This window comes from Nocardioides humilatus (assembly GCF_008373755.1).
Classification (GTDB): domain Bacteria; phylum Actinomycetota; class Actinomycetes; order Propionibacteriales; family Nocardioidaceae; genus Nocardioides; species Nocardioides humilatus.
This window is the reverse complement of sequence record NZ_VUJV01000001.1, coordinates 689235-716198: the sequence shown is the minus strand read 5'-3', so window position 1 is coordinate 716198 and position 26964 is coordinate 689235. Positions and strand designations below refer to the sequence as shown.

At 70.9% G+C, this 26964-nt stretch carries 31 protein-coding genes; 15 read left to right on the top strand and 16 right to left on the bottom strand.

The features are described from left to right. Positions 1-50: 50 nt before the first annotated feature. A complete protein-coding gene (locus tag F0U44_RS03290) occupies positions 51-371 on the top strand; it encodes a DUF1905 domain-containing protein (protein WP_246160265.1) in 321 nt (106 codons plus the stop codon). Here the strand turns inward: F0U44_RS03290 and F0U44_RS03285 are convergent. Beyond that, the gene (locus F0U44_RS03285; RefSeq protein WP_149726803.1) at positions 346-738 is read right to left on the bottom strand and encodes a VOC family protein; all 393 of its coding nucleotides are present in this window, start codon (positions 736-738) and stop codon (positions 346-348) included. The genes F0U44_RS03290 and F0U44_RS03285 overlap by 26 nt on opposite strands. A 23-nt stretch (positions 739-761) precedes the next feature. On the opposite strand from F0U44_RS03285, the gene F0U44_RS03280 reads away from it, so the two are divergent. Further along, positions 762-1583, top strand: a complete 822-nt coding sequence (locus F0U44_RS03280) for an arylamine N-acetyltransferase family protein (RefSeq protein ID WP_223163561.1) — start codon at positions 762-764, stop codon at positions 1581-1583. Between the two features lie 7 nt (positions 1584-1590). On the opposite strand, the gene F0U44_RS03275 is transcribed toward F0U44_RS03280, so the two are convergent. Continuing rightward, positions 1591-2229, bottom strand: coding sequence for a TetR/AcrR family transcriptional regulator (locus F0U44_RS03275; RefSeq protein WP_149726802.1), 639 nt, complete (start codon positions 2227-2229; stop codon positions 1591-1593). 80 nt (positions 2230-2309) lie between these two features. On the opposite strand from F0U44_RS03275, the gene F0U44_RS03270 reads away from it, so the two are divergent. After that, positions 2310-3188: an oxygenase MpaB family protein gene (locus tag F0U44_RS03270; RefSeq protein WP_149726800.1), complete on the top strand. Its 879-nt coding sequence runs from the start codon at positions 2310-2312 to the stop codon at positions 3186-3188. Next, a complete protein-coding gene (locus tag F0U44_RS03265; RefSeq protein WP_149726798.1) occupies positions 3172-3654 on the top strand; it encodes a PaaI family thioesterase in 483 nt (160 codons plus the stop codon). The genes F0U44_RS03270 and F0U44_RS03265 overlap by 17 nt, the downstream gene beginning before the upstream one ends. 13 nt (positions 3655-3667) lie before the next feature. Here F0U44_RS03265 and F0U44_RS03260 read toward each other — a convergent pair whose 3' ends face one another. From F0U44_RS03260 to F0U44_RS03240, 5 genes are read right to left on the bottom strand one after another with little or no spacing between them, the layout of a single operon-like run. Next, on the bottom strand, positions 3668-4861 hold the full coding sequence (locus tag F0U44_RS03260; RefSeq protein ID WP_149726797.1) for an ABC transporter ATP-binding protein: 1194 nt from the start codon (positions 4859-4861) through the stop codon (positions 3668-3670). Positions 4862-4868: 7 nt separating this feature from the next. Beyond that, positions 4869-5753, bottom strand: coding sequence for a carbohydrate ABC transporter permease (locus F0U44_RS03255; protein WP_149726796.1), 885 nt, complete (start codon positions 5751-5753; stop codon positions 4869-4871). Then, positions 5753-6697 (bottom strand): carbohydrate ABC transporter permease, encoded by a 945-nt coding sequence (locus F0U44_RS03250; RefSeq protein ID WP_246160263.1) that lies wholly within the window; start codon positions 6695-6697, stop codon positions 5753-5755. The genes F0U44_RS03255 and F0U44_RS03250 overlap by 1 nt, the downstream gene beginning before the upstream one ends. Next, entirely contained in the window at positions 6694-7959 is a 1266-nt protein-coding gene (locus F0U44_RS03245) for an extracellular solute-binding protein (protein WP_188113299.1), read from the bottom strand. Before F0U44_RS03245 ends, F0U44_RS03250 begins: the two co-directional genes overlap by 4 nt. A 52-nt stretch (positions 7960-8011) precedes the next feature. Further along, complete coding sequence (locus tag F0U44_RS03240; RefSeq protein WP_149726794.1) at positions 8012-8956, bottom strand: alpha/beta fold hydrolase; 945 nt, start codon at positions 8954-8956, stop codon at positions 8012-8014. A 59-nt stretch (positions 8957-9015) separates the two neighbouring features. On the opposite strand from F0U44_RS03240, the gene F0U44_RS03235 reads away from it, so the two are divergent. Then, positions 9016-9849, top strand: a complete 834-nt coding sequence (locus tag F0U44_RS03235) for an esterase/lipase family protein (protein ID WP_188113298.1) — start codon at positions 9016-9018, stop codon at positions 9847-9849. A 12-nt stretch (positions 9850-9861) separates the two neighbouring features. Here the strand turns inward: F0U44_RS03235 and glpX are convergent, their stop codons facing one another. The 5 genes from glpX to F0U44_RS03210 form a co-directional block, all read right to left on the bottom strand. Next, positions 9862-10872, bottom strand: a complete 1011-nt coding sequence (gene glpX / locus F0U44_RS03230; protein WP_149726792.1) for a class II fructose-bisphosphatase — start codon at positions 10870-10872, stop codon at positions 9862-9864. Positions 10873-10970: 98 nt separating this feature from the next. Further along, a complete protein-coding gene (locus F0U44_RS03225; RefSeq protein WP_223163560.1) occupies positions 10971-11933 on the bottom strand; it encodes an ABC transporter ATP-binding protein in 963 nt (320 codons plus the stop codon). Then, positions 11930-12724, bottom strand: coding sequence for an ABC transporter permease (locus tag F0U44_RS03220; protein WP_149726791.1), 795 nt, complete (start codon positions 12722-12724; stop codon positions 11930-11932). Before F0U44_RS03220 ends, F0U44_RS03225 begins: the two co-directional genes overlap by 4 nt. Further along, positions 12721-13461, bottom strand: coding sequence for a molybdate ABC transporter substrate-binding protein (gene modA / locus F0U44_RS03215; protein ID WP_223163559.1), 741 nt, complete (start codon positions 13459-13461; stop codon positions 12721-12723). Before modA ends, F0U44_RS03220 begins: the two co-directional genes overlap by 4 nt. Further along, positions 13458-13853 (bottom strand): TOBE domain-containing protein, encoded by a 396-nt coding sequence (locus F0U44_RS03210; protein WP_149726790.1) that lies wholly within the window; start codon positions 13851-13853, stop codon positions 13458-13460. The genes modA and F0U44_RS03210 overlap by 4 nt, the downstream gene beginning before the upstream one ends. Before the next feature lie 110 nt (positions 13854-13963). Between F0U44_RS03210 and F0U44_RS03205 the strand changes: the two genes are divergently transcribed. Continuing rightward, positions 13964-14527, top strand: coding sequence for a DUF4245 family protein (locus F0U44_RS03205; protein ID WP_149726789.1), 564 nt, complete (start codon positions 13964-13966; stop codon positions 14525-14527). 2 nt (positions 14528-14529) lie between these two features. Here the strand turns inward: F0U44_RS03205 and F0U44_RS03200 are convergent, their stop codons facing one another. From F0U44_RS03200 to F0U44_RS03190, 3 genes are read right to left on the bottom strand one after another with little or no spacing between them, the layout of a single operon-like run. Next, positions 14530-14745, bottom strand: a complete 216-nt coding sequence (locus tag F0U44_RS03200; protein WP_149726788.1) for an exodeoxyribonuclease VII small subunit — start codon at positions 14743-14745, stop codon at positions 14530-14532. Next, positions 14742-15974 (bottom strand): exodeoxyribonuclease VII large subunit, encoded by a 1233-nt coding sequence (gene xseA, locus F0U44_RS03195; RefSeq protein ID WP_149726787.1) that lies wholly within the window; start codon positions 15972-15974, stop codon positions 14742-14744. The genes F0U44_RS03200 and xseA overlap by 4 nt, the downstream gene beginning before the upstream one ends. Positions 15975-16028: 54 nt before the next feature. Then, positions 16029-17708 carry an NAD(P)/FAD-dependent oxidoreductase gene (locus F0U44_RS03190; RefSeq protein WP_149726786.1) on the bottom strand — a complete coding sequence of 560 codons (1680 nt, stop codon included), beginning with the start codon at positions 17706-17708 and terminating at the stop codon, positions 16029-16031. A 58-nt stretch (positions 17709-17766) separates the two neighbouring features. On the opposite strand from F0U44_RS03190, the gene F0U44_RS03185 reads away from it, so the two are divergent. Genes F0U44_RS03185 through F0U44_RS03175 form a run of 3 tightly spaced genes read left to right on the top strand, consistent with a single transcriptional unit; the run spans position 17767 to position 20118 of the window. Continuing rightward, positions 17767-18657 (top strand): PfkB family carbohydrate kinase, encoded by an 891-nt coding sequence (locus F0U44_RS03185; RefSeq protein ID WP_149726785.1) that lies wholly within the window; start codon positions 17767-17769, stop codon positions 18655-18657. A 19-nt stretch (positions 18658-18676) separates the two neighbouring features. Beyond that, positions 18677-19519: a tRNA pseudouridine(38-40) synthase TruA gene (gene truA / locus F0U44_RS03180; RefSeq protein WP_149726784.1), complete on the top strand. Its 843-nt coding sequence runs from the start codon at positions 18677-18679 to the stop codon at positions 19517-19519. Beyond that, positions 19516-20118 (top strand): class I SAM-dependent methyltransferase, encoded by a 603-nt coding sequence (locus F0U44_RS03175; protein WP_149726783.1) that lies wholly within the window; start codon positions 19516-19518, stop codon positions 20116-20118. The genes truA and F0U44_RS03175 overlap by 4 nt, the downstream gene beginning before the upstream one ends. Here F0U44_RS03175 and F0U44_RS03170 read toward each other — a convergent pair. Beyond that, on the bottom strand, positions 20108-20779 hold the full coding sequence (locus F0U44_RS03170) for a maleylpyruvate isomerase family mycothiol-dependent enzyme (protein ID WP_149726782.1): 672 nt from the start codon (positions 20777-20779) through the stop codon (positions 20108-20110). The genes F0U44_RS03175 and F0U44_RS03170 overlap by 11 nt on opposite strands. A 35-nt stretch (positions 20780-20814) precedes the next feature. Here F0U44_RS03170 and F0U44_RS03165 point away from each other — a divergent pair, with 35 nt between their 5' ends. The 6 genes from F0U44_RS03165 to F0U44_RS03140 all read left to right on the top strand — a co-directional run bounded on the left by F0U44_RS03165 (position 20815) and on the right by F0U44_RS03140 (position 26920). Then, positions 20815-21480, top strand: coding sequence for an SIMPL domain-containing protein (locus F0U44_RS03165; RefSeq protein WP_149726781.1), 666 nt, complete (start codon positions 20815-20817; stop codon positions 21478-21480). A gap of 55 nt (positions 21481-21535) precedes the next feature. After that, positions 21536-22075 carry a SigE family RNA polymerase sigma factor gene (locus tag F0U44_RS03160; RefSeq protein WP_246160262.1) on the top strand — a complete coding sequence of 180 codons (540 nt, stop codon included), beginning with the start codon at positions 21536-21538 and terminating at the stop codon, positions 22073-22075. Continuing rightward, positions 22068-22898: a hypothetical protein gene (locus F0U44_RS03155; RefSeq protein WP_149726780.1), complete on the top strand. Its 831-nt coding sequence runs from the start codon at positions 22068-22070 to the stop codon at positions 22896-22898. Before F0U44_RS03160 ends, F0U44_RS03155 begins: the two co-directional genes overlap by 8 nt. A gap of 65 nt (positions 22899-22963) precedes the next feature. Further along, positions 22964-24658 carry an ABC-F family ATP-binding cassette domain-containing protein gene (locus tag F0U44_RS03150; protein WP_149726779.1) on the top strand — a complete coding sequence of 565 codons (1695 nt, stop codon included), beginning with the start codon at positions 22964-22966 and terminating at the stop codon, positions 24656-24658. Beyond that, entirely contained in the window at positions 24655-25677 is a 1023-nt protein-coding gene (locus tag F0U44_RS03145) for a GNAT family N-acetyltransferase (RefSeq protein ID WP_149726778.1), read from the top strand. Before F0U44_RS03150 ends, F0U44_RS03145 begins: the two co-directional genes overlap by 4 nt. Positions 25678-25741: 64 nt before the next feature. Beyond that, positions 25742-26920 carry a S1C family serine protease gene (locus F0U44_RS03140; RefSeq protein ID WP_149726777.1) on the top strand — a complete coding sequence of 393 codons (1179 nt, stop codon included), beginning with the start codon at positions 25742-25744 and terminating at the stop codon, positions 26918-26920. The last annotated feature ends 44 nt before the right edge of the window (positions 26921-26964 follow it).

Sequence of the window (26964 nt, the reverse complement as noted above, 5' to 3'; positions counted from 1 at the left end):
GATCCGCCGAATATGCAACCAAAGGTTGCACGTCAATTCACTGGCGCTCCGTGGCGACCTACGCTCTCCTCGTGGAGTTCGAGTTCTCGGCAGCGGTCATCGAGTGGCGCGGGCCGGCGCCGTTCTACTACGCCGACATCCCGGTCGAGGACAGTGACGACGTCAAGGACGCGGCGAAGGGCCTGGAGTACTGGGGCCAGGTCCCGGTCACCGCCGTCATCGGCGACACCGAGTTCACGACCGCGCTGTTCCCGAAGGACGGCCGCTACCTGCTGCCGCTCAAGGACGTCGTACGACGAGCCGAGGGCATCGAGCTCGGCATGACGCTCGAGGTCGGGATGGACCTCAGGCGCGCTCCTCGAACAGGGTGAGGTGCACCTCGCCCGGCGCGTCGAAGCGGGCGTTGAGCGAGACCCACGGCGTCAGGGTCGGCGGCGCGACCGGCATCGCGCCTCCCGCCTCGGCGGCGGCGCTCGCGTCCGCACAGTCGTCAACCTCGAGGGCGACCCGGAAGTGCGGTGCGACCCGGCGCCCCACCTCGACCTCGTCGATGTAGTCGACCTGAGCGTCGTTGCAGATCTCGAGGGTCGCTCGGCCGGCGTCGAGGATCGCGACCTCGGCGCCGCCCGGTCCCGAGTAGGCCTCGGCCTGGGGCATGCCGAGGGCGTCGCGGAAAAAGGTGAGGGCCCCCTCGTAGTCGGAGGCGTGCACGACGAGGCGGAGTTGGCGGACGGTCATGGCACCGACCTTACGATCGGCGGGTGAGTGCAGACCCCTGGCAGATCGACCTTCTCGACCTCGACGGCTACCTCGGACGGCTCGGGCTCGCGGCCGAGCCCCCGAGCCGGGCGGCGCTCGACGCGCTCCACGAGGCGCACGTCCGCACCTTCACCTTCGACAACATCGACGTGCTGCTCGACCAGCACCGGGGCGTGAGCATGGAGGCGCTCAACGAGAAGTTCGTCGGTCGGGGGAGAGGCGGCTACTGCTTCGAGCACGCGTCGGTCTTCGCTGCGGCGCTCGAGCGCCTCGGCTACGACGTGCGGCGTCACCTCGGCCGGGTCGGCGATCCGACGACCGGGCCGGTGCAGGGCCGCACCCACATGACCGTCGAGGTGGTGCTCGACGGAGAGCGGCTGCTGTGCGACCCCGGCTTCGGCATGAGCCTGCTCCATCCGGTGCCACTCCTCGACGGCGCGGAGAGCGACCAGCGCGGCTGGCCCTACCGCGTCCGCGGTGACGGCGTGCGCGGTTGGCAGCTGCTGCGGCTGCGCGAGGAGGGATGGGAGGTCACCCACACCGTCGACGAGCTCCCCGTGCTGCCGGTCGACGTGGTGATGGGTCACCACTACACGAGCACCTTCCCGACCTCGCACTTCCGCAGTGGGCTGATGATCACCCAGCACGAAGAGGGTCGGCACGTCACCGTCACCGGAACGACCCTGACCGTACGGCGACCCGGTGAGCCCACCGAGCACCGCGATCTCGCCGATGGCGAGCTCGCCGGATGGCTCAGTGCGTTGGCGGTGGGGCTGGCCGCTGATGAGGAAGCCCGCCTCGTCGCGCGCCTCGCTCGAAATTGAGCCCTGATCAGCTGGTGATCGCCTTGAAGGCCACGCCAGTGCCGAGGAGCAGCTCGGTGAGGTGGTCGACGAGGACGTCCCGGTCGAGGTCCAGACGTCCGGCCAGGACTCGGGCGAGGGTCTCGGCCATCCCGCCAACCGCGAACTGGGAGGTGACCACGACGGCGCCGGCGTCGGGGGCGTGCCCGCGCCAGGCGCCGGTCGCGAACTCGGCCAGCACGCCCGCGAACCGTTCGGCGGCGTCGAGCCGTAGGGGGCCGAGGGCGGGGGAGGCGACGGCCTCGACCAGGACGATCCGCCCCTTGCGGGGATCGTCGAGGAGGACCTCGCACAAGGCGAGCAAGACCGCGCGGATCCTGGCGCGGGCGCGCCTCGGGGCCGATTCGAGCGCACGGCGGGCGCCGTCCTCCACCTCGGCGAGGACCTGCTCGAACACAGCGACCTGCAGCGCGTCGGTCGACGCGAAGCTCTCGTAGAAGTAGCGCGGCGCCAACCCGGTCTCGGCCAGGGCGCGCCGGACTGTCAGCGCGGTGGCCCCGTCAGTGCCCAGCACCTCGAGGCCGGCAGCGAGCAGGCGGGTACGGCGACTGCTGGCGCGCGCGGCCGCGTCCTGGCCGGCGTAGTCCCGCGCTGTGTCGGTGCTCACCACCCGACCATCTTGTCACGCCCGTTATCAGATGCGTAGCCTGGCATCAGGTAACAGGTGTAATCAGATGGGAGATCTTCATGGAACGCACCTCGGTGGCGGTCGACTGGGCTGAGGACTGGCGGTTCCTCATGCTGGTCGGCACCGGTCTGTTGATGCAGGTCTCCCACCCGGTCATCGGCGGAGGGGTGGAGGCGTACTCGACCTATGCGACCGATCCTTACGGCCGCTTCGACCGCTCGGTGTGGCCGGTGCTGGCGATGGTCGTGATGGGCGAGGAGGCAGCGGGGTTCAGCGCGGACCTGCGCGCGATGCACAAGCAGATCGGCGGCACCGACCACCAAGGCCGGTCCTTCCACGCCTGGGACCCCGAAGGGGCATTCCTGGTGCCCGCCACGGCCTGCTACGCCACGGAGAAGGCGGCCGAGATCTTCGGGAAGCGGCTCACCGCCGACGAAGCTGAGGACGTCTACGCCGCCTGGCGAGCAGCCGGACTTGCCTTCGGCATTCCGGAGTCGCGCGTGCCGAAGGACTACCTCGCCTACCGGGAGTGGCTCGACGCCGTTGTCGAGGAGCGCCTCGAGGACCACCCGACGGCCCACGAGGTCCTGGGCACGATCCGCCGTCCGCCAGCGCCGCCGCGAGTCCCGGCCATCTTGTGGCGCCCGATCGGACACGGGGTCGTCGGCCGCGTGGCCCTGCTGGTCACCGTGGGCACCATCCCGCCGACTCTGCGCACCACTCTGGGACTGCGCTGGACCGCTCGCGACGAGCGGGCGCTGCGCGCGTTCGGCACCGTGGTCCGGCTCATCGACCGCGCACTGCCGCGCGTGCTGCGCAAGCCCACCGGGCGGATCATCCGCCACCGTTGGGACTCGTTTCGCACCTACGCCGCGCACGGCGCGGCGCTCGGCATCGCACCGAACCTGGCGAAGGAGACGCGTGAGCACGTCGCCTGAGACCACGATCGCGGGCGCACTCACACCCCACCACGACCGCTGCTTCGTCTGCGGCCCGTGCAGCCCGGCCCAGGTGGAACTGGACCTCCGGTGTCCTGGCGAGGAGGGCATCGTCGGTGATGTGGTGCTCGACGCTCGGCACCAAGGCGTGCCGGGCATTGCTCACGGTGGCGCGATCGCGGCGGTCGTCGACGAGATCGCCGGCTCGGTCCTCACCCGGTTGGGTGTGCGCTTCGTGACGGCGAGCCTCACCACCACCTATCACGCTCCGGTGATGACGGGGGAGCGGTTGACCTGCTCGGCGTGGATCGAGAGCACGGTGGGCCGCAAGCGAACGGTCGTCGTCGAGCTGGCGGGCGCCGCCGGTCGCGTCGTCACCGGTCGCGCCCTCTGTGTCGACGTCCCCGAGGAACACTTCACCCGGCTCGGGTTGGGGAGCGAGGTCACCGACCTGTTCGGCCGGTGACCGGCTGCTTGCTTCAGGCCGGCACGGCGGCGCCGGGGATCTGACCCGCGTTGGCCGGATCGACCGTGAGGTTCTCCCCGGTCGCCGGATCGAAGAAGTGCATCTTCGACGCATCGACCGAGATCTCCGCGGTCTCGCCCTCCTTGATCCGGCTCGCCCCGTCGAGGGTGATGACGAGCTGGGTGCGCATCGCCTCGCCGTCGAGGTCCTTCTCGAGCTGGTGCAGCTGCTTCGCCACCTCGGGGGGCGCCTCGAACGGGATGTAGGCGTAGGTCTCGTTGCCGAGCCACTCGACCACGTCGACCTTGGCCTGGAAGGTGCTGCCGCCGCTGCCGTCGGTGAGGGAGGCGTCCTCGAAGTGCTCGGGTCGGATGCCGGCGATGAGCAAGCCGCGCCCCGCCACCTTCTGCGCCTTGTCGGCGGGGAGCTCGACGGAGCCGAAGGGGAGCTTCGCCGACGTGCCGTCGACCTCGACGGGGAGGAAGTTCATCGGGGGCGAGCCGATGAAGCCGGCGACGAACAGGTTGCCCGGGTTGTCGTAGAGCTCGCGCGGGGTGGCGAGCTGCTGGAGGATGCCGCGCTTGAGTACGGCGACCCGGTCGCCCAGCGTCATCGCCTCGGTCTGGTCGTGGGTGACGTAGACCGTGGTGATGCCGAGCTTCTTCTGCAGCCGCGAGATCTCGGTGCGCATCTGGCCGCGCAGCTTGGCGTCGAGGTTGGAGAGCGGCTCGTCGAAGAGGAACGCGTCGGCCTGGCGCACGATCGCCCTGCCCATCGCGACCCGCTGCCGCTGGCCGCCGGAGAGATTGCCGGGCTTGCGCTGGAGGTGCTCCTCCAGCTCGAGCGTCGCCGCTGCCTCCTTGACCAGCTTGTCGACCTCGGCGTTGTCCTTCTTGGCCAGTCGCAGCGGGAAGGCGATGTTCTCGTAGACCGTCAGGTGCGGGTAGAGGGCGTAGTTCTGGAACACCATCGCCAGGTTGCGGTCGCGCGGTGCGAGGTCGTTGACCCGGCGGTCGCCGATCTTCAGGTCGCCCGAGCTGATGTCCTCGAGACCGACGATCATCCGCAGCAAGGTCGACTTCCCGCAGCCGGACGGCCCGACCAGGATCATGAACTCGCCGTCGGCGATGTCGATCGAGACGTCGTTGACCGCAGGGAAGCCGTCGCCGTACTTCTTGACGAGGTGCTGGATGGAGATCGATGCCATGACGGTCCTATCCCTTCACTGCGCCGGAGGTGAGGCCGGCGACGATCTTGCGCTGGAACAGCAGCACGATGACGATGATCGGGACGGTGACGACGACCGAGGCCGTCGCCAGCTGCCCGTAGGGCGGGTTGAACGGATCGGCCCCGACGAAGAACGACATCTGGGCCGGCACGGTCCGGGAATCGGTCGTCGAGGTGAGCGAGATCGCGAGCACGAACTCGTTCCACGCGAAGAAGAACGTCAGGATCGCTGCGGTGAAGACGCCCGGCGCAGCGAGCGGCACGATGACCTTGCGGAAGGCCTGCCACGAGGTCGCGCCGTCGACCTGCGCCGCCTGCTCCATCTCCCACGGGATCTCGCGGAAGAAGGCCGACAGCGTCCAGATCGCCAGCGGCAGCGTGAAGGTCATGTAGGGGATGATCAGGCCCGGCCAGGTGTTGAACAGGTGGAACGTGCGCCACATGTCGAAGAGCGGCCCGACGAGCGAAACGACGGGGAACATCGCGATCGCGAGCGCGAGCGAGAGCACCAGTCGCTTGCCCTTGAACTCGAGCCGGGCGATGGCGTAGGCGGCCAAGGTCGCGAAGACGACCGACAGCAAGGTCGCGATCAGCGCCACGCCGAACGAGTTGATCAGGGCGTGCAGGAAGTCGTGGGAGACCGCCGGGTCGGGCTCGCTGCCGTCGCTGAGCTTGCCGACCCCGAGCAGGGTCTTGTAGTTGTCGAGCGTGCCGTCCTTGGGCAGGAACTGTGGGCTGCCGGCGCCGGTCTCGGCGGTGGACTTGAACGACAGCGAGATGATCCAGGCCACCGGCAACAGGCACCAGATCATGATCACCACGAACCCGACCGAGGTGCCGGCCACGGTGCCGGCGCGGGCCTTTGTGCTCATCAGCTCTCCCCTCTGGCCTGGGCCAGATCGACCCGGAACAACCGCACGATGAGGAACGCGAGCAGCAGCACCGTCAAGAAGAGCAGCACCGACAGCGCTGACCCGAGACCGAGCTGGAACTGCTCGATGACCTGGCGGTAGGTCAGGAACGACGACGACTCGGTGTCCTGGGCGCCTCGCGTCATCACGAAGATGTTGTCGAAGATCCGGAAGGCGTCGAGGGCGCGGAACAGGACGGCGACCATGATCGCGGCCCGCATGTTGGGCAGGACCACCTTCCACAGTCGCTGCCACCAGGTCGCGCCGTCGACCTTCGCGGCCTCGATCATGTCCTCGCTGACCTGCGACAGACCCGCGAGCAGCAGCAGCGACATGAACGGCGTGGTCTTCCAGATCTCCGACACCATGATCGCGAACATCGCCGGCCAGTGATCGCCGAACCAGTTGGTGTCGGCGGCGATGCCGGGCAACCAGTCGAACCAGCTGTTGACCCACCCGTTGCTCAGGCTGAACGTGAACTGCCACGCAAACGCGGAGACCACGGTGATGATCCCGTAGGGGATGAGGATCGAGGTCCGGATCACCCCACGGGCGAAGATCACCCGGTGCATCACCATCGCGAAGACGAAGCCGATCACGAGCTCGATCGCCACGGTGACCACCATGATGATCACCGTGTTGACGGTGTCCTTCCAGAAGAGGCCGTCGGTCAGGATCGAGGTGTAGTTGCCGATCCCGACGAACTCCTTCTCGTCGGGGGTCGTGAGGCGGTACTTGAAGAGCGAGAGGTAGAGCGCCTGGATCATCGGCCACGCGGTGACGATCAACATGACGACGACCGCCGGGGCGACCAGGCGCATCCCCAGGCGGTTCTCCGCGTTCGACCGGTCGCTCTTGGTCGCGCGGCCGGCGGTGGCTGCGGGGGTGGTGGCGGTCGCGGTCACAGGAGGCTCCTTTGGTGCAGCACGTCCTCTATGAACTTCTGCGCATCCGCCGGGGTGTCCTCGTCGACCGATGACGGCGGGTGGAAGCGGCTCTGCAGCGCGCCGGAGATGTCGCTCCAGTACGGCGAGACGGTGCGCGGCGCGGCCGCGTCGAGGCTCTCCTGGAACAGGTCGAGCAGCTCCTGCGGATAGATGTCCTTCAGCGCCGGGTAGTCGTAGCCGGCCGGACTCGACGGCATGTTGCCGGTCATCTCGGCGTTGATGCCCTGGTTCTCCGGGCTGGTCAGGCACTCCAGCGCATGCATGGCCTGGTCCTCGTGGTCGGAGTAGGCGCTGACGCCGATGCCGATGCCGCCGTACGGCGGGCGGGACTCCTCGCCCGCGACGGTCTGCGGGTAGCGGGCGAAGCCGAGGTCCTTCTTGACGTCGGGTTGCGTCGCGTCGTAGTTGGTCCAGATGTAGGTCCAGTTGACCATGAACGCGCCCGTGTCCCCGCCGAAGGTCGCGCCTGCCTGGCCTTCCTGGGCGACCGACATGTCGGCGGGCGCGGCGGAGGAGCTGGCCAGCTCGGAGATGACGCCCGCAGCGTCGTCGCCGGCGGCGGAGTCGACCTCGATCGTGGCGTCGGCGCCCTTCTCGGTGTCGGTCGCGATCGCGCCGCCCGCGCCGGCGATGAGCGCGTTGATCCAGACCGCGTAGCCCTCGTACTTGTTGGACTGGACGGCGACCTTGCCGCCGTTGTCGGCCGCCGCCTGGATGATCTGGTCCCACGTGACGGGCTGGGTCAGGTCGAGGCCGGCCTTCTCCGCGAACGACTTGCGGTACCAGAGCACCTGGGTGTTCGACCAGAACGGTGCGACGACCAGTTGGTCGTCCCAGGTGGCGGCCGCGGCTGCGCCGGTGAACGCCTGGTCACGCAGGCGCTGCTGGAGATCGTCGGGGAGCGGCGCGAGGTAGCCGGCGTTGGCGAACTCCGCCGTGTAGGGCGGGTCGATGCTCATCAGGTCGATGGAGGGGTCCTCGGCGGCGAGCCGCCGGGCCAGCTGGATGCGCTGTTCGCCCGCGGCCTGCGGAAGCACCTGGGTGGTGATCTCGAAGCCGAGCTCCTTGCTGCACGCCTTCGCCACCGCGGCCTGGCCGCCGGAGTCGGGGTTGATGTACCAGACCAGAGCGTCGTCGGAGTCGGAGCCACAGGCCGACAGCAGCGTGGCGACGAGACCGAGCGTGGCTGCGGTCGCGAGAATTCCCGAGCGTTTCGCCATTGATCCTCCCGAGGTGTGGCCCTGCCACATTCACCCCGGAAGGAGATTTTTTCTAGCCCGGTTGTTCGGCGCTCTTCGGGGTAATGCGATCGGCCGTCCGACGGATCGCGCCGGCGAACGTCTCGAAGAGGGCGGCCGGCAGGTCGTGTCCCATGCCGTCGATGAGGAGGAGCTCGGCGCCCGGGATCGCGGCAGCGGTCGCGCGGCCGCCGGAGACGTGGACCATCCGGTCCTGGAGCCCATGGATCACCGTGGTCGGGGCCGTGATCCGGGCGAGGTCGGACGTCCGGTTGGGCTGCGTGATAACGGCCATCATCTGCCGCATCACGCCCGACCTGCTCACGCCGCGGTCGAACGTCTCGCCGGCGCGGCTGGCCAGCTTCCCCTCGGCGGGCGGGTAGCCGGGCGAGCCGATCAGGCCCCAGACCCTCAGCGCGCCCTCGAGGTAGTCGTCCCTGCTGGGCCCGCGCCCCGAGATCAGGGTCGGGAGGAGCACCGGGCTCTGCCAGCCCGCCGTACGTTGCCCGGTCGTGGACATGATGCTCGTCAGCGACCGCACCCGCTCCGGCTCGGCGAGCGCCATCGTCTGGGCGATCATGCCGCCCATCGACACGCCGGCGACGTGAGCAGAGCTGATGCCCAGGTGGTCGAGCAGGCCGAACGCGTCGCCCGCCAGGTCGCGCAGGGAGTACGGCGGCGCCGTCGGCCGCCCGACGAAGGCGCGGACCAGGTCGGCCTTCCTGACCCGACCCGGGAAGCGGGAGGACCGCCCGGTGTCGCGGTTGTCGAACCGGATCGCGAAGAACCCGCGCTCGGCGAGGAGGGTGCACAGCTCGGTGTCCCACCAGGTCATCGGACCGCCGAGGCCCATCACCAGGAGGAGCGGGTCGCCGTCGGGGTCGCCGAAGGTCTGGTAGCAGAGCTCGACGCCCCCGGGCAGCGGGGCGAATAACTCTTCGGACACCACGACGTTGGTCTCATCGGCTGACGCACTCATGAACCCCAGTTTGCCGAATGGCCACCAGTTCATGTTTCAACCAAGTTAAGGTCGTTGCTATGAGCACCGTGCTGGCGCCCTACCTGATGCCGGACGGCTTCGGCCGTCCGCCGCTCGCTGCGCTCCTTCGGGAGGGCAGCGTGGTCACCGAGGCCGGTCGACTGGCCGTCCACCGAACAGGGGCGCGCCAGGCGCGGCGCAAGACGCCGTACGCCGCTCGCTCGGCCGTGCGCGCAGCCGAGCCGGTGCTCCTCGTGCCGGGCTTCCTCGCCGGTGACTGGACGCTGACGCAGATGGCCGCCGGGCTGCGCGCCCGCGGGTTCCGCACCTACCGCTCCACCATCCACGCCAACGTCGGCTGCACGCTCAACGCGGCTGCGCTGGTCGAGTCGCGGCTCGAGCGGATCGCGGAGCGCCGCGGCACCCGCGTCCAGATCGTCGGCCACAGCCTCGGCGGCATGATCGCCCGCGGCATCGCCGTGCGCCGCCCCGACCTGGTCTCCGGCATCGTCACCATGGGCAGCCCGATGCTCGCGCCCGGCGCCCACCACCGCCTGCTGACGGGCGGGGTCACCGTGCTCAACCGGCTCTCCCAGATCGGCATCCCCGGCGTGATGTCGGCCGACTGCGTGTCGGGCCCGTGCGCCGAGATCAGCTTCAACGAGGTCCGCGAGCCGCTTCCTGCCGGCGTCGCGATGACCAACGTCTACTCACGCCGCGACGGCATCGTCGACTGGAAGGCGTGCATCGACCCGCTCGGCGTCGCCGTCGAGATGCGCGCCTCCCACATCGGGCTGGCCGTCGACCCCCGGGTGATCAAGGTCGTCGGAGAAGCGCTCCTGCGTCAGTCGTCGACGGGTGTGGCGACCCTGTCGATCGCCGGCACTGCCTGAGGCTGAAGCGCCTCAGTCGAAGTCGATCGACGAGAACTTCCGCAGCTTCTGGAGCTGGTGCTCGGAGGTGATGGTGCGGATCGTGCCGGAGCGCGAGCGCATGACGAGCGACTCGGTCACGCAGCCGCCGGCGCGGTAGCGGACGCCGCGGAGGAGCTCACCGTCGGTGATGCCCGTCGCGACGAAGAAGCAGTCGTCGCCGGTGACCAGGGTGTCGGTCGTGAGCACGTGGTCGGGGTCGAGGTTGTGGCCGGCGTCGATGGCGCGCTGGCGCTCCTCGTCGTCGGTCGGCCACAGCCGGCCCTGGATCGTGCCGCCCATCGCCTTGATGGCGCAGGCGGTGATGATGCCCTCGGGGGTGCCGCCGATGCCGAGCAGCAGGTCGACGCCGGAGTTGGAGCGGGCCGCGGAGATCGCGCCGGCGACGTCGCCGTCGGTGATGAACTTGATGCGCGCACCCGTCGCCCGGATCTCGTCGACGAGCGTGGCGTGGCGGGGGCGGTCGAGCAGCACGACGGTGACATCGGAGGCGTTGGAACCCTTGGCCTTGGCGACCTGGTTGATGTTCTCCGCGACCGGGTAGCGGATGTCGACGACGTCGGCGGCCTCCGGGCCGGTGACGAGCTTCTCCATGTAGAAGACGGCCGACGGGTCATACATCGAGCCGCGCGGGGCGACGGCCAGCACGGCGATCGCGTTGCTCATGCCCTTGGCGGTCAGCGTGGTGCCGTCGATCGGGTCGACCGCGACGTCGCACTCCGGGCCGGTGCCGTCGCCGACGACCTCGCCGTTGTAGAGCATCGGGGCGTCGTCCTTCTCGCCCTCGCCGATCACGACCACGCCGTTCATGCCGATCGTCGAGATCATCACGCGCATCGCGTTGACAGCGACGCCGTCGGCGCCGTTCTTGTCGCCGCGGCCGACCCAGCGTCCGGCCGCCATCGCAGCGGCCTCGGTCACCCGCACCAGCTCGAGGGCGAGGTTGCGGTCGGGGGCCGGCGGGGGCACGGCGAGGGAGCTCATGGGGCGAACCTTATCCCGCGTCACGCCGTGATCGTGACACCGCAACAGGGGTCGGACGGGTTGTCGGCCGCCCGGCCGTCAGTCGGCGTCAGGAGGCGTCAGACGGCGTCGTACGTCGTCACGGCGGTCTCCTTCACCGACAACCAGACCTCGCGGCCCGGTGCCAGGGCGAGCTCGCGGGAGGCGGCGGGGGTGACGTCGGCGATGAGATCGCGTTCGCCGCTGACCTGGAGCCGGATCGCGTCGCCGTGCGGTGCCGCGCCCCGCACGACGCCCTGCCAGCGGTTGCGCGCCGAGTCGTCCGGCGCGTGCACCGAGACCGTCACGACGGACGGTGAGAATGCCCGGATCCGGTCGCCCTCACGGATGACGTTGAGGCCGACCAGGCGGGCGACGTGCTCGGTGAGCGGCCGGGCCGCGACCTCGGTCGGCGGACCGACCTGGGCGACCTGACCGGCATCGAGGACGACGACCTGGGTGGCCAGGGTGAGGGCGTCGAGCGCGTCGTGGGTGACCAGGACCGTGATGCCGGCGAAGTCGGCGAGGTGGCGCCCGAGCTCGATCCGCAGCGTGGCGGCGACGCCGACGTCGAGCCCGGCGAAGGGTTCGTCGAGCAGGAGCAGGTCGGGCGAGGTCACCAGGGCGCGGGCGATCGCCACGCGCTGGGCCTGCCCGCCGGACAGCTGGCCCGGCTTGCGCGCGGCGAGCTCGGCGATGCCCAGCCGGTCCAGCCAGTCGAGACCGGCGGCTCGGGCCTGGTGCTTGTCGGCGCCTCGCGAGCGCAGGCCGAAGGCGACGTTGTCGACGGCGGAGAGGTGCGGGAAGAGGCGCTGGTCCTGGAAGACGACACCGACGTTGCGGTCCTGGGGCGTGCGGCCGAGCAGGTCCATGCCGGCGAGCCGGGCGTGGCCGGTGCAGGCGACCAGGCCCGACAGGGCGTGGACCAGGGTGCTCTTGCCAGCCCCGTTGGGGCCGACGACGGCGACCACGTCGCCGGGCTCGGCGACGAGGGTCGCGTCGAGCCGCCCCTCGACGTGGAGGTGCGCGTCGAGCCCGGTCACGCGGGCACCAGCCAGCGGTCGCGCAGTGCGACGAGCACCGTGATCGAGACGGCGAGCATCACCAGGCTCAGCGCCAGGGCGGCGTCGGCGTCGGACTGGCGAGCGACGTAGATCAAGGTCGGCATCGTCTGGGTGGTGCCGGGGTAGTTGCCGTTGAAGGTGATCGTCGCCCCGAACTCGCCCAGGGACCGCGCCCAGCCGAGCACCATGCCCGCGGCGATGCCCGGCAGCGCCAACGGCACCGTGACCCGCCGGAAGGTGGTCCAGCGGGTAGCGCCGAGGGTGGCCGCCGCGTCGTCGTACGCCGTGCCTGCGGTCCGCAGGCCGCCCTCGATCGCGATCGTGACGAAGGGGAGCGAGACGAAGACGTGGGCGAGCACCACACCCCACGTCGTGTAGGGGAAGGCGAAGCCGGTGGCGTCGAGGAGCGGCTCGCCGAGGAGCCCGCTGCGGCCGAACGCCGAGCGCAGCGCGATGCCCGCGACGACCGGCGGCAGCACCATCGGCACCGTTACGAGAGCGCGCACCAAGCGGCGACCGCGGAAGTCGACGCGCGCGAGGAGCCAGGCGAGCGGGAGGCCGAGCGCCAGGCAGACGAGCATCGCGACGGTCGAGGTGAGGAGCGACAGCCAGAGCGCCTCCTGCAGCGCCTCGGTGCCGAGCGCGTCGACCAGGCTGCCGGGATCGGTGGCCAGCACCATCGCGCCGAGCGGCACGAGGAGGATCAGCACGGCCGCGGCCGCCGGCACGAGGAGTGCCAGCGGCGCGCGGCCGAGCGGGTCACGGCTCATGGAAGGGTGAAGCCCGCTTCCGTGAGCGCGGCCTGGCCCTCGGGGCTGGTGACGAGGTCGATCCACTCCTGGGTGAGTTCGGAGTCCTCGGACTGGTCGAGGGCGGCGACGAAGTAGGTCGTCAACTGGTCCTCGGCACCCGCGATCGGGATCACCTGGACGGCGTCACCGGCCGCCACCGCGTCGCTGGCGTAGACGAGGCCGGCGTCGGCCTCGCCCGAGGTGACCTTGTCGAGGGTCGAACGCACGTCCTCCTCGAGGCTGGCTGGTTCGGCGTCAACACCCGCCGCCTCGAGTACCGCGAGCGCGACTCGGCCGCACGGCACGTCGTCGGCGCAGCGCACCCACGTGTCGCCGACCAGGTCCTCGAGGTTGGTGATGCCGGCCGGGTTGTCGGGCGGCGTGACGATGACGAGCACATTGGTCGCGAAGCTCGTGGGATCGGCCACGACCCCCGCGTCCTCGGCGACCGTCATCGCGGTCTGGTCAGCCGTCGCGAGCACGTCGCCCGGCGCGCCGTCAGCGGCCTGTTCGGCGAGGTCGGTGCTCGAGCCGAAGGAGAACTCGACGTCCACGCCGTCGTGGTCGGCCTCGAACTGGTCGCCCAGCGTGGTGAAGACATCGGTCAGCGACGAGGCGGCCAGGACGGTGAGCGTCTGGTCGTCGTCGCTGTTGCCCGTGTCGTTGCACGCCGTCAGTGCCAGGAGGAGGGGCAGGGTCATCAGGATCTTGTTCACGTTCTCTCCACCACCACTGCGGTCGACTTCACGGACGCGATCGCACGCACACCGGGCTCGAGGCCGAGCTCGGTGGCCGCCTCCGCGCTCATCAGCGACACCACCCGGTAGGGACCACAGACCATCTCGATCTGCGCCATGACGGTGTCCTTGACGACGCGGGTGACGATCCCGGTCATCCGGTTGCGCGCACTGACCGACCCGGCGCGGGTCCGTTGCCGCTCGGCGTCGTCGACGAGCGATGCCGCGAGTGCGGCGAGGTCGGCACCGGGGATGACGGTCCGTCCGCCGCTGGTCCCGCTGGGCAACCGCCCCGCATCGACCCAGCGACGTACGGTGTCGTCGCTGACGCCGAGCACCTCGGCGGCTTCCGCGATCCGGTAGTCAGTCACGGCAACAGTATTCCGCAGATGCGGACAAGATGGGTTACTGAGTCCGCATTTGCGGAAAACGTGGGGGATGTCGCCGGGCGGCGGGACGCGGCTGGGAGGATGGACCCGCTATGAGTACGTCGAGCGTGGGCCGCCCCGGCAAGTACCAGCGATCGGCCGGTGGCCTGCTGGCCGCCCTGGTCATCACCGTCGTCGCGATCGGTGCGCTGCTGTGGTTCATGGGCCTCTTCCGTGACGACGTCGACAATCGCCCCGACCGCGTCGACTACCTCGAGACGGTCAGCGAGGCCCAGGACGCGAAGCTCTCGCCGATCTATCCCGCGGAGCTCCCGAAGGGCTGGATCGCGACGGGCTTCGACGTCGTACCCGGCGACAATCCGACCTTCGAGATCCGGTTGCTCACCGACTCCGACAAGTTCATCGGCATCCGCCAGGAGGCCGAGGACGTCAGCACCCTGATCCGTCAGTACGTCGACGAGGACGCCTCAGCGACCGACATCTACTCCGCCCGCGGCTCGGTGGCCGAGGCGTGGCAGGGCTACGAGGACGACGGCGGCGACTCGGCGTACGCCTCCGAGGTCGATGGCGAGACCGTCCTCGTCTACGGCTCGGCCTCGGCCGCCGACCTGCGCGAGGTCATCGACAGCCTCACCACCGAGGCGCTCGACGACTGAGGTCAGTCGTCGTCCTCCCCGAGTACGGCGTCGAGGCGCTCCCGCGCCCCGTCGAGCCACTCCTGGCAGATCGTGGCCAGCTGCTCGCCGCGCTCCCAGAGGGCGAGCGACTCCTCGAGCGTGGTGCCACCAGCCTCGAGGCGGCGCACCACCTCGACCAGCTCTTCGCGCGCCTCTTCGTAGGAGGGGCGGTCCTCGGCATCTCCGGACGCGGTCATGGGGTCTCCTCGAACACTTCGGTGCGGGTGGTGGTCACGTGGATCCGGCCGTCAGCGACCCGGACGCTCATCGCTGCGGCGGTGCCGACCCCGGCGGCGGAGGTGACGACGTGGCCGGCGTCGTCCTGGAGCACGGCGTAGCCGCGTTGCAGGGTCGCGAGCGGGGACAGCGCGCGGGCGCGGGCTCGGTGGTGGGCGATGTCGTCGGCCGCGCGGTCGAGCTGATGACCCAGGGTGCGACGCATCCGCTCGCACAGACCGTCGAGCTCGTCGAGGCGCCGGTCGAGCAGGTTGCGCGGGTCGGCCAGCACCGGGCGTGAGCGCAGGGCGTCGAGCCCCGCCTGCTCACGGGCGACCTGCCCGACGAGCACCCGCCGCAGCCGGTCGCGCACCTGGGCGACCCCGGCCGACTCGTGGGCGACGTCGGGCACGATCAGCTTGGCGGCGTCGGTCGGCGTCGACGCGCGGACGTCGGCGACCAGGTCGAGCAGCGGCTGGTCGGGCTCGTGCCCGATCGCCGAGACGACGGGGGTGCGCGCCTTGGCGACCGCACGGATCAGGCCCTCGTCGGAGAAGGGCAGCAGGTCCTCGACCGAGCCGCCGCCGCGGGCGATCACGATGACGTCGACGTCAGCGCGACCGTCGAGTCGCTCGAGCGCCTCGATCACCTCGAGCGCGGAGCGCGGCCCCTGCATCGCGGCGTAGACGGTCTCGAAGGCCACGCCCGGCCAGCGCCGGGTGGCGTTTTCGACGACGTCCTTCTCTGCGGCGGACTTCGGCGCGGTGATCAGCCCGATCCGACCCGGCAGGAACGGCAGGCGGCGCTTGCGCTCCTGGGCGAAGAGCCCCTCGGCCGCGAGCAGCTGGCGGCGCTGCTCGAGTCGTGCGAGCAGCTCGCCGAGGCCGACCATCTTGATGTCGCGGGCGTAGAGGGAGAACGTGCCGCGGTTGGCGTAGTAGGACGGCTTGGCCTGGATCACGACGCTCGCGCCCTCGACCAGCGGCGGCTGCAGCCCGTCGAAGAGGACCCGCGAGCAGGTCACCGGCACGGAGATGTCGGCGACCGAGTCGCGCAGCGTCATGAAGACGGTGTTGACGCCGGGCCGCCTGCTGACCTGGGCCACCTGGCCCTCGACCCACACCACGCCGAGCCGGTCGATCCAGCCCGCGACCGCGTTGGCGATCGACCGGACCGGAGCCGGTTTCTCGAGCGAGGTCTCCAGAGCCACGGACCGAACCTAGTGGAGACCTCCGTCAGTCCCCGGCAGTCCCCGCCAGCGACCTCAGGAGCCCGCCAGGTAGGCGTGCACCAGGGGTACGACGGACGACCCCTCGCCGCTCGCCGCGGCGACCCGCTTCATCGAGCCGGAGCGGATGTCGCCGACGGCGAAGATGCCGGGGACCGTCGTACCGAGGCTGGGTGGCGGCACGCCGTCGCTCCACGTCTCCGCGGGCACGTCGCGGCCGGTGAGCACGTAGCCGTTGTCGTCACGGGCGACCGCGGCTGGGAGCCAGTCGCTGTGCGGCTCGGCGCCGAGGAGCAGGAAGAGGCCGCCGGCGGGGACCGTGTCGGCGGTGCCGTCGCGGCTGTCGCGCAGGGTCAGCCACTCCAGGCGGCCGCCACCGCCTCCGTCGACGACCGAGGTGAACGGCCGCACGGTGACGCGGTGGTGATAGCTGATCTCCTTGATGAGGTACGACGACATGGTGGCCTCGAGCCCCTCGCGCCGCACCACGATCGTGACCGACCGCGCGAAGCGGGCCAGGTGGAGTGCCGCCTGGCCGGCGGAGTTGCCGCCGCCGACGACCACGACGTCGGCGCCCTCCATCTCGCGCGCGACCGACATCGCGCTGCCGTAGTGGACGCCGAGCCCGACGAGGGCCTCGAGCGGCTCGACGCCGAGCTTGCGGTAGGTCACGCCCGTCGACAGCACGACGGTGCGGGCGTGCAGGTCGCCGCCGTCGGTGTGGAGCACGTGGGGCGCGCCGTCGGCGCCGGGCGTCAGGCCGGTGACCTCCCAGCCGGTGAAGAAGCGGGTGCCGAAGCGGATCGCCTGGCTGCGCGCCCGCTGAGCGAGCCGCATGCCGGAGACCCCGCGCGGGAAGCCGAGGTAGTTGCGGATCATCGAGCTGGTGCCGGCCTGGCCGCCGATCGCCTCGGCCTCGACCGCGACGGTCGAGAGTCCCTCGGAGGCTCCGTAGACGGCGGCTGCGAGCCCCGCAGGACCCGCGCCCACGATGCACAGGTCGACGATGGCGTTGGCGCCTTCGGGGTCGATCGAGTCCGGACGCCCGTAGATGAGTGCTGCGACGTCGCGGACTGTCGTCGGTGCGATGACACCGCCGCGGATGTGGCTCACCAGGGGATAGGTCGGCTCGGTGCCGTGGGTGGTCCGCCACTCCTCAGCGGCCGCCTTGCCGACCTCGGAGGCGGGAGCATAGGTCGCGCTCGGCATCCCCATCCGCGCGAAGAACTCCCGGATCGCGACGGCCAGCGCGTTGCCGGGCTCGGCGACGACCTCCGCGGTCGTGACCTCCGGCGCGGCGACGGTCGAGCCCCAGTCGGAGAGCAGTTCGCACACGGCGGTGTGGAACTCCTCGTCGCGCGCGCCGCGGGGCATGAGCAGGAAGGCGTCGTACTTGCCGGTCGCGAGCCCCGGTCGCAGCGCCTCGGCCGTCTCGAGGAAGTCCTCCCAGTGCGCCGCCACCATCCGTCGAGCCGTCGGTACGACGACGCGCCACCGGTGCAGCGCCAGCAGGACCGCCGAGTCGGGCAGCCGCGCCTCCGTGACGAAGAGCGCGACCTGGCCGCCGTCGTCGACGATCTGCTGGGCGAGCGCCTCGGCCTCGGCGGCTGACGTCGCGCCGAGCAACGTGTAGTCGCGGACATAGCGCCCGAACTCGTCGAGGAGGAAGTCGGCGCGTGTCTCGGAGACGAGGATGATCGCGGGGTGCTGTGGCACGCGTGAAGTATGGCCCGATGGTGGATGACGGGGTGGGTGACCGGGCAGAGTGGCAGCCGTGGACGGCGTCGCTCTCGTGGTCGGTGAGGCTCTGGTCGACGTGGTGGAGCGCGCGGACGGCACCACGGTCGAGCGGGCGGGCGGGTCTGCCCTCAACGCGGCCGTCGCCCTGAGCCGGCTGGTCCGGCCGGTGCTGCTCGCGACCTCCTTCGGACCGGATGCGCGCGGCCGGTTGATCACCGAGCACCTCGCCGCCAGCGAGGTCCCGTTGGCGCGGGACCCGCACGTCGTCGCGCACACGTCTGTCGCCCACGCCCGCATCGGCGTCGACGGGGCGGCGACCTACGACTTCGACGTGACCTGGGAGCTCGGACCGGTCGCGATCACCAACGTCCACGTGCTGCACGTCTGCTCCCTCGCTCCGCTGCTCGACCCAGGTGCGGCCGTCGTCGACGAGCTGGTCGACCGGCTCGCACCGACCACGACCATCAGCTACGACCTCAACGTCCGTCCGGCGATCATCGGGGTCGGTCCCGAGGTCGTCAAGCGCGTCGAGCGGATGGTCGCGCGGGCCGACCTCGTGAAGTGCTCCGACGAGGACCTCGCCGCGCTGTGGCCGAGCTATGAGGAGGACGAGGTCGTCGAGCACCTCCAGGACCTGAGTGGCGCGCCGGTCGTCGTGACCCGCGGCGCCGACGGTGTCACCCTGGCGCTCGGCTCGACGGCTGCCCTGTACGTCGGCGACCCGGTCCAGGTCGTCGACACCATCGGTGCCGGCGACACCTTCGGCGCGGCCCTGCTCGACGCCCTCTGGGACCGGCTCCCCGCCGGTGACCTGGGTCAGGTGTCGCAGGAGGAATGGTTGACCGCACTCGCCCACGCGTCGCGCTGCGCCGCGATCACCGTCTCCCGGGTCGGGGCCGACCCGCCCTGGCGCCACGAGCTCTGAAGGCTGACAGACTGACCCCGTGCGGCTCCGGATCGACCTCGCCTATGACGGCACCGACTTCCACGGGTGGGCCGCACAGCCCGGTCTCCGGACCGTGCAGGGTGAGCTGACGGCGGCGTTCACGACCGTGCTGCGGCGACCCGAGAGCGAGCTGCACATCGTCTGCGCGGGACGCACCGACGCAGGCGTCCACGCCCGCGGGCAGGTCGCCCACCTCGACCTTCCCGACGGTGTCGGCTCCCAGGACCCCGAGGAGCTGGTGAAGCTGGCCCGGCGGGTCAACGGGGTGGGGGCGGCCGACGTACGGGTCAAGCGGATCGTCGTCGCGCCCGACGGCTTCGACGCCCGGTTCGCGGCGCTGTGGCGGCGCTACGCCTACCGCATCGCCGACGACCCCGCGCTCTTCGACCCGCTGCAGCGCCGCCACGTCGTGCACTGGTCACGGCCCCTCGACCTCGACGCGATGAACGAAGCCGCCGCCCACCTCGTCGGCCTCCACGACTTCGCGGCCTTCTGCAAGCAGCGGCCGGGGGCGACGACGATCCGCACGCTGCAGGAGCTGTCGTGGTCGCGCGGCGCCGACGGCATCGCGGAGGGTCGCGTCGTCGCCGACGCCTTCTGCCACTCGATGGTGCGTGCGCTCGTCGGCTGTCTCGTCGCTGTCGGCGAGGCCCGCAAGTCGCCGGAGTGGGCGCGCGAGATCCTCACCGGGCAGCGCCGCGACCCGCGCGTCGTCGTCCTCTACGCGCACGGGCTGACGCTCGAGGAGGTCGCCTACCCGCCGGACGCCGAGCTCGCCGCCCGAGTGGAGCGGACCTCGGCGGTGCGGCAGGCCGACCAGGTGGACCGGGTGGACCGATGAGCGACGAGCACTACTTCACCGCAGATCCGGCGGCGCCCTTCCAGCGCGCCGCCGTCCGGGCCGACGTGTGGGGCCACGAGCTCGCCCTGTCCAGCGGGTCGGGCGTCTTCGCCCAGGGTCGCGTCGACATCGGCACCTCGGTGCTCTTCCGGGAGACCGAGCCGCCGGCCGGCGGACGGATCCTCGACCTCGGCTGCGGCTACGGCGTCATCGGGCTCGCGGTCTGCGCGGCGGTGCCGACCGCCGACGTCACGGCGGTCGACGTCAACCAGCGCGCCGTGCTGCTGGCCAACGAGAACGCCGAGTCCCTCGCCTTCGGCGACCGCTACCGGGCGATGACGCCGGACGAGGTCCCGGCCGACGCGACCTTCGACGAGATCTGGTCCAACCCTCCGATCCGGATCGGCAAGCAGGCCCTCCACGAGCTGCTGCTGACCTGGCTGCCGCGCCTCGCGCCGGGCGGCCGGGCCGTGATGGTCGTCGGCAAGAACCTCGGCGCCGACTCGCTCCAGCGCTGGCTCGGCGAGCAGGGCTACCCGACGTCGCGCATCGCGAGCGCCAAGGGCTTCCGGGTGCTGGAGACCCGCGCTACGGAGTGATCGCGGTCTGCAGGAGCTCGGCCGCGCCGGGGTCCTCGACCGTCGCCCGCTTCCACAGCGCCAGCAGCAGGTACGACGACGAGCCGGTCAGCTCCGCGCCCGGATCGCCGCTCCCGATCTCGACGGGCGCGGCGTCGACGTCCGTCGCAACGCAGCGCAGGGTCCCTGGCAGCGGCTCGATCCGTTCGAGGCGCACCTGGCGCGCGTAGAAGATCGTCGCGACCTCGTCCACGCCGTCCCAGGCCAGCTCAGGGGTGGGCGACCACTCGGCCTCGCGCCCCTGCGACAGCAGCGCGTCGTAGAGGTGCATCACGGTCTCGTGGACCTGCCGCCGCCGCCAGAAGCCGGCCACCTGCTCGGGGCCGAAGGTCCACGCGGTCGCCTCGACCGGCGTGCCCTTGAGGACGTCGACCAGACCGCGGGCCGACTCGCGGTACCACCGCACCAGCCCGTCCTTGTCCGCCGGCGCCGGCGTCGGCTGGCCCTTGGGGTCGCCGACCACGACTGCGTGCGTCGCCCATTGGTGGACGCCGCCGAGGTGGTCGGCCAGGTCGCGCAGCGACCAGCCGGGGCACGAGGGCACGGGCGCGTCGAGGTCGCCGTCGGCCAGCACCTCGGCGAAGTCGGTCGTGGCGTCGCGCAGCAGCGGGATCCAGTCCATGCCGCAGATCTTGTCAGCACGGCTACGGTCGCTGCATGACGACCGAGATCACGGTGCGCGGCTCGTTCTCCGCGTTCCAGCCGCCGGAGCGCGCGACGGTGCGCGCGACCCTCGCTTTCGAGGGGCCGCACATGCAGCCGGTCTACGAGCGCGTCGTGCGCGACCTCGAGGCCGTCAAGGCGTCGGTCGTCGAGATCCACGACCCCGAGCGCGGCCCGGTTACCTGGTGGTCGACCAAGCATGTCAGCACCTGGTCCAACCGGCCCTGGAACCAGGACGGCAAGCAGCTCCCGCTCGTCCACCACGCGAGCGTCGGTGTCGCGGTGAAGTTCCGCGACTTCGCGGCACTCACGGGGTGGGTCGCCCGCCACGTCGAGCAGACCGCCGGCTTCACCCTCGACGGCGTCGAGTGGGCGCTGACCGAGGCGCGGCGCAAGGAGCTGGCCAGGGACGTGCGCACCCGCGCCGTGCAGGACGCCGCCGCTCGTGCCCAGGAGTACGCCGACGCGCTCGACCTCGGCGCCGTCCGCCCTGTCGCGCTGGCTGATGCCGGGATGCTCAGCGAGGGCCTCCATCCGCAGGCGCACGCCGAGATGGCCTTCGCCCGGATGGCCAAGGACAGCAGTGGCGGCGAGCTCGCTCTCTCGCCCGACGACATCGAGGTCACGGCCGTGGTCGACGCCCGGTTCGTGGCGGGCTGAGCCCGGCTCGCAACAAGACTCGCAACAAGATCCTGAGTCCGAGCGTCTGTAGGGCGTGGAGGCAACCATGGACCACCTCGGCACCCGGGCGGCAACGTCGTCGTTCGACGACTGGGTCGCGGTACGCGGCGAAGCGCTGTTGCGGCTCGCCTACGTGCTGACCGGCAACGCCGCCGATGCCGAGGACGTCGTGCAGGACGCGCTCTCGCGCGCACTGCCGCGGTGGGACCGGATCTCGCAGGCCGATGACGTCGACGCCTACGTGCGGCGGATGGTCGTCAACGCGCACACCTCGTGGTGGCGCAAGTGGCGCCGGCGGGAGTCGCCGGTCGCGGAGGTGCACGCGGATGCGGTCGTCGCCGGGCCCGGGGAGGGCGTTGCCTCCGACGAGCGTCGTCGCCTGTGGGCGGCCTGCCAGGCGCTGCCCGCCGACCAGCGCACGGCGGTCGTCCTCCGCTACTACGAACAGCTCGACTACGACGAGATCGCCGCACTCACGGGCGTCCGCGAGGGCACGGTGCGATCGCGGGTCTCCCGCGGGATCGCCGCGTTGCGGACACAGATGGGCGAGGAGACGGGTGGATCCGATGACTGACTTCGACGAGCGGCTCACCGCCGTACTCACTGCGGAGGCGGACGACGCCCCGCACCTCGCCGGGCTCGCCGCGGCTGCTCGCCGCCGGCACTCACGGCGCCGCCGTCAGCGCCTCGCGCTGGGCGCCACCGGCGCCGTCCTCGCGGTCGTGGCCTCGGCCGCGGCGCTCACCGGTGGGAACGAGCCAGCCGGTGACTCGATGGTCGCCGACCCCGGGCCGTCGACCATCGCCGACGACCCGTGGCAGACCATCGAGAAGGACGACGTCCGCGTCGACGTACCTCCGGAATGGAAGAAGTTCAGCTGCACCTGGGACAACGGGGTCGGCGGTGAGTTCGAGGCCTATGGGGAAGACAAGGACGATGCGTGCCACTTCCGAACCGCTCTGACGTTCTATGCGAGCGCGATCTTCGACGCGATCACAGCGCCAGGGGAGATCGCCGGCCAGGACGATGGCAGCTGGGGCGGCTACAGCACGATCGGTGACTACGCCGTCTGGGTGGTCACCGACGACCGTGGCCTGACGCGGCAGATCCTCGCGTCGGTGCGGTTCGAGGGCGAGCCGCAGGTGCGCGCCGACCGCTGGGTCACCGGCACCGTGGACGGTCGGACCTACGAGATGCCCGTCGGCTGGGGTGTCGGCGCCGGTGACGACGCGGGCTACTCGGTGGAGGAGTACACCCCCGAGTTCTCCCGCGACACCGACGGGTCGGAGACCATGGACGCGACCCACTTCCGGCGCTACCGCGACCTCATCCAGGTCATCGCCCCCACGCGCGCCGTCGCCGAGCTCGTGATCCGCTCGGTCAGCCCGTCCCGATAGTCGCACCCTGCGATCGGACGAAAACCCGTCGCGCGGTCGGTCGACCTGCCGGAGGATGGACCCTTGTGGGTCACGTAGAGGTCGCCGGTGTGCGTTACGAGCTTCCCGACGGTCGGGTGCTCCTCGACGACGTCTCGTTCCGGGTCGGCGACGGCGCGAAGGTGGCGCTGGTCGGCGCCAACGGGGCCGGCAAGACCACGCTGCTCAAGATCATCACCGGTGAGCTCGTCCCCCACGCGGGCGCGGTCACCCGGTCGGGTGGGCTCGGGATCATGCGGCAGGCCGTCGGCGCGGGGCTCGGGGACGAGCCGACCGTGGCCGACCTGCTCCTCTCGATCAGCCCCGAGCGGGTGCGAGCGGCTGCGGCTGACGTCGACCGCTGCGAGCGCGCGCTGATGGACGTCGACGACGAGGAGACCCAGTTCGCCTACGCGCACGCGCTCGCCGACTACGCCGACGCGGGTGGCTACGACCTCGAGGTCACGTGGGACGTCTGCACGGTCAAGGCGCTGGCGGTGCCCTACGACCGCGCGAAGTACCGCGAGCTGCGCACCCTGTCGGGCGGCGAGCAGAAGCGGATCGTCCTCGAATACCTGCTCGCCGGCCCCGATGAGGTCCTCCTCCTCGACGAGCCCGACAACTACCTCGACGTGCCCGGCAAGATCTGGCTCGAGGAGCGGATCGCCAGCTCGGACAAGACGATCCTCTTCATCAGCCACGACCGGGAGCTGCTCGCCAACACCGCGACCCGTGTCGTCACTGTCGAGCTCGGCGCCGCCGGCAACCTCGTCTGGACCCATCCGGGTGGCTTCGCCAGCTATCACGAGGCGCGCAAGGACCGGTTCCTCCGCTTCGAGGAGATGCGGAAGCGCTGGGACGAGGAGCACGCCAAGCTGAAGGCGTTGGTGCTGCGCTACAAGATCAAGGCCGAATACAACGACGGCCTCGCGTCGCAGTACAAGGCAGCCCAGACCCGCCTGCGGAAGTTCGAGGAGGCCGGCCCGCCGACCGAGCAGCCGCGTGAGCAGCAGGTCACGATGCGCCTCTCCGGCGGCCGCACCGGCAAGCGCGCGGTCGTCTGCGAGGACCTCGAGCTCACCGGTCTGATGCGTCCCTTCGACCTCGAGGTCTGGTACGGCGAACGCGTGGCCGTCCTCGGTTCCAACGGCTCCGGCAAGTCCCACTTCCTGCGCCTGCTGGCTGCGGGAGGCAGCGATCCCGATGTCGAGCACCGACCGGTGGGCGAGGTCGTCGTACAGCCGGTGCGGCATGCGGGCCTCGCCAAGCTCGGCGCTCGCGTGCGTCCGGGCTGGTTCGTGCAGACCCACGAGCACCCCGAGCTGGTCGGGCGCACCCTGCTCGAGATCCTGCACCGCGGTGACGGTGCGCCCAACGGCCGCCAGGGCATGGGCCGCGAGCAGGCCGCCCGGGTGCTCGATCGCTACGAGCTCAGCGCGGCGTCGGAGCAGAAGTTCGAGTCGCTCAGCGGCGGTCAGCAGGCGCGCTTCCAGATCCTGCTGCTCGAGCTTTCGGGCGCGACGTTGCTGCTGCTCGACGAGCCGACCGACAACCTCGACGTGGCCTCCGCCGAGGCGCTCGAGGACGGTCTGGAGGCCTTCGCCGGCACGGTGCTCGCGGTGACCCACGACCGGTGGTTCGCGCGTGGCTTCGACCGGTTCTTGGTGTTCGGCGCCGATGGTGGCGTCTACGAGTCCGACGAACCCGTGTGGGACGAGGGAAGGGTGGCGCGCGTCCGATGAGCATGCAGATCGTGGAGGTCGACCGGCTGGACGAGGCTGGCCTCGCAGCGTGGTTGGAGGTCACCAACGTCGTCGACGCGCACGAGCGGGGGCCCGCCTCGACCACCTGGACCCTGCCCGAGCTCCTCGCCGGGGCCCGGCATCCCTCGAAGAGTCAGAAGACGGTGCGTCTCTCCGGCCTCGTGGATGGTGAGGTGGTGGCGACGGGTCAGTTGCGGTTCCCGCTGCTCGACAACCTGTCCGCGGTCGACCTCGAGGTCTCCGTCCTGCCGGAGCACCGGCGCCGCGGCCTCGGCTCGCAGCTGCTCGAGGAGTGCGAGCGCATCGCCCGCGACCACGACCGCACCCGCTTCGACGCCATGACCTCGTGGCGCTACGACGGGCCGGCCGATGGTGCCGGCACGCCGGGCGTCGAGTTCGGCAAGGTGCACGGCTACGTCTTCGGGCTCGGTGACGTGCAGCGCGAGGTGGTCCTCCCGGTCGACGACGCGATCCTCGACGAGCTCGCCGCCGAGGCCGCCGAGCGGTCCGACGGCTACGAGCTGCGCTCGTGGACCGGTCCGTTCCCCGACGACCTGGTGCTGAGCTATCTCGAGCTCTCCTCGAAGCTGATGACCGAGGCGCCGATGGGCGACAACGACTACGAGGACGAGGCCGTCGACGTGGAGGCGCATCGCCAGCACGAGGAACTCGTCGAGCTCCAGGGCCGCACCCTCTTCACGACCGTGGCGCTCGCCCCCGACGGCACGGTGGCGGCCTACACCGACCTGATGGCGCCGATCCACGACACGAGGTGCGTCTACCAGTGGGGCACCCTCGCGGGCCGCGCCCACCGCGGGCACCGGCTCGGGCTCGCGGTCAAGATCGCCAACCTGCAGGCCCTCCAGGCAACGGGTCAGTACGACGGCCGCCGCCTGGTCACCTGGAACGCCGAGGTCAACGACCACATGATCGGCATCAACCACCGGATGGGGTTCGTGCCCGTGGGGCGGGCCGGGGAGCTCCAGAAGAAGATCTGAACCTCTGAGGAAACGTGAGGCAACGTCTCAGGTCACTCACAGGGATGCTCTGCACGCTGGGTGCATGACGTTCTCCGCACCGCCACCGCACCAGCAGTGGCCGCCGCCTATGAGCACACCGCCGCCGCCCCCGGGAGCCCCGCGTCCGCGTCGCGGCGGGTTCGCGGCCGCGGTGCTGGCCGGCGCTCTGGTGGTCGGTGGTGGTGCGGGTCTGGGTGGCGCAGCGTTGTGGTCGGCAATTGACGACGGCAACAGCAGCGCCGACTCAGGCGCGTCGACGTCCGTCCCGCTCCAAGTCGCTGACGGTGCAAGTGGCGACGCTCCTGCCGGGAGCGTCGAGCAGGTCGCGAAGGCGGTCTTGCCGTCAGTCGTGTCGCTCGACGTGTCCTCCGGCGGCACGGCAGGGAGCGGGTCGGGCGTCGTCCTCACTCAGGACGGCCTGATCCTCACCAACAACCACGTCGTGACCCTGGCCGGCGCGATCGCCGCCGACGGCGCGAAGATCACCGTCTCCTTCTCCGATGGATCGACCGCAACCGGCACCGTGGTCGGCACGGACCCGCTGACGGACACGGCCCTCGTTCAGGCCGAGGACGTGTCCGGGAAGACTCCGATCTCGATCGGGAAGTCCACCAACCTCGACGTGGGTGAGCAGGTCGTCGCGATCGGCTCGCCGTACGGCCTCGACTCGACCGTCACCAGCGGCATCGTCAGCGCTCTCGACCGGCCCGTCGAGGTCGGCCGCGACGACAGCGGCAACACGACCGCCTACCCCGCCATCCAGACCGACGCCGCGATCAACCACGGCAACAGCGGCGGCGCCCTGGTCAACATGCAAGGCCAACTGGTGGGCATCAACGCCTCGATCCAGACCGCCGAGGACGGCAACGCCGACGGCGGCTCCATCGGCATCGGCTTCGCGATCCCGATCGACGAGGTCGTCCCGATCGTCGAGCAACTGCGCAACGGTGACACCCCGACCCACGCTCGGCTCGGCATCGAGGTGCAGGACGCCGACGGCGGCGCCGCGGTCCACTCCATCGAGGACGGTTCCGCCGCGTCCGAAGCAGGCCTCCGAGAGGGCGACGTCATCACGAAGGTCGACGACCACGCCGTCGACAGCTCCGGCGCTCTCGTCGCCACGGTCCGGTCCTACCGGCCCAACGACAGTGTGACCGTCACCTACGTCCGCGACGGCCAGACCAGGACGACTCGGCTCGCCCTGGGCTCCGACGCGACCTGACCTGCCGCTCCCCACAAGCGGCAGCCCACCAAGTGGGGAGGATC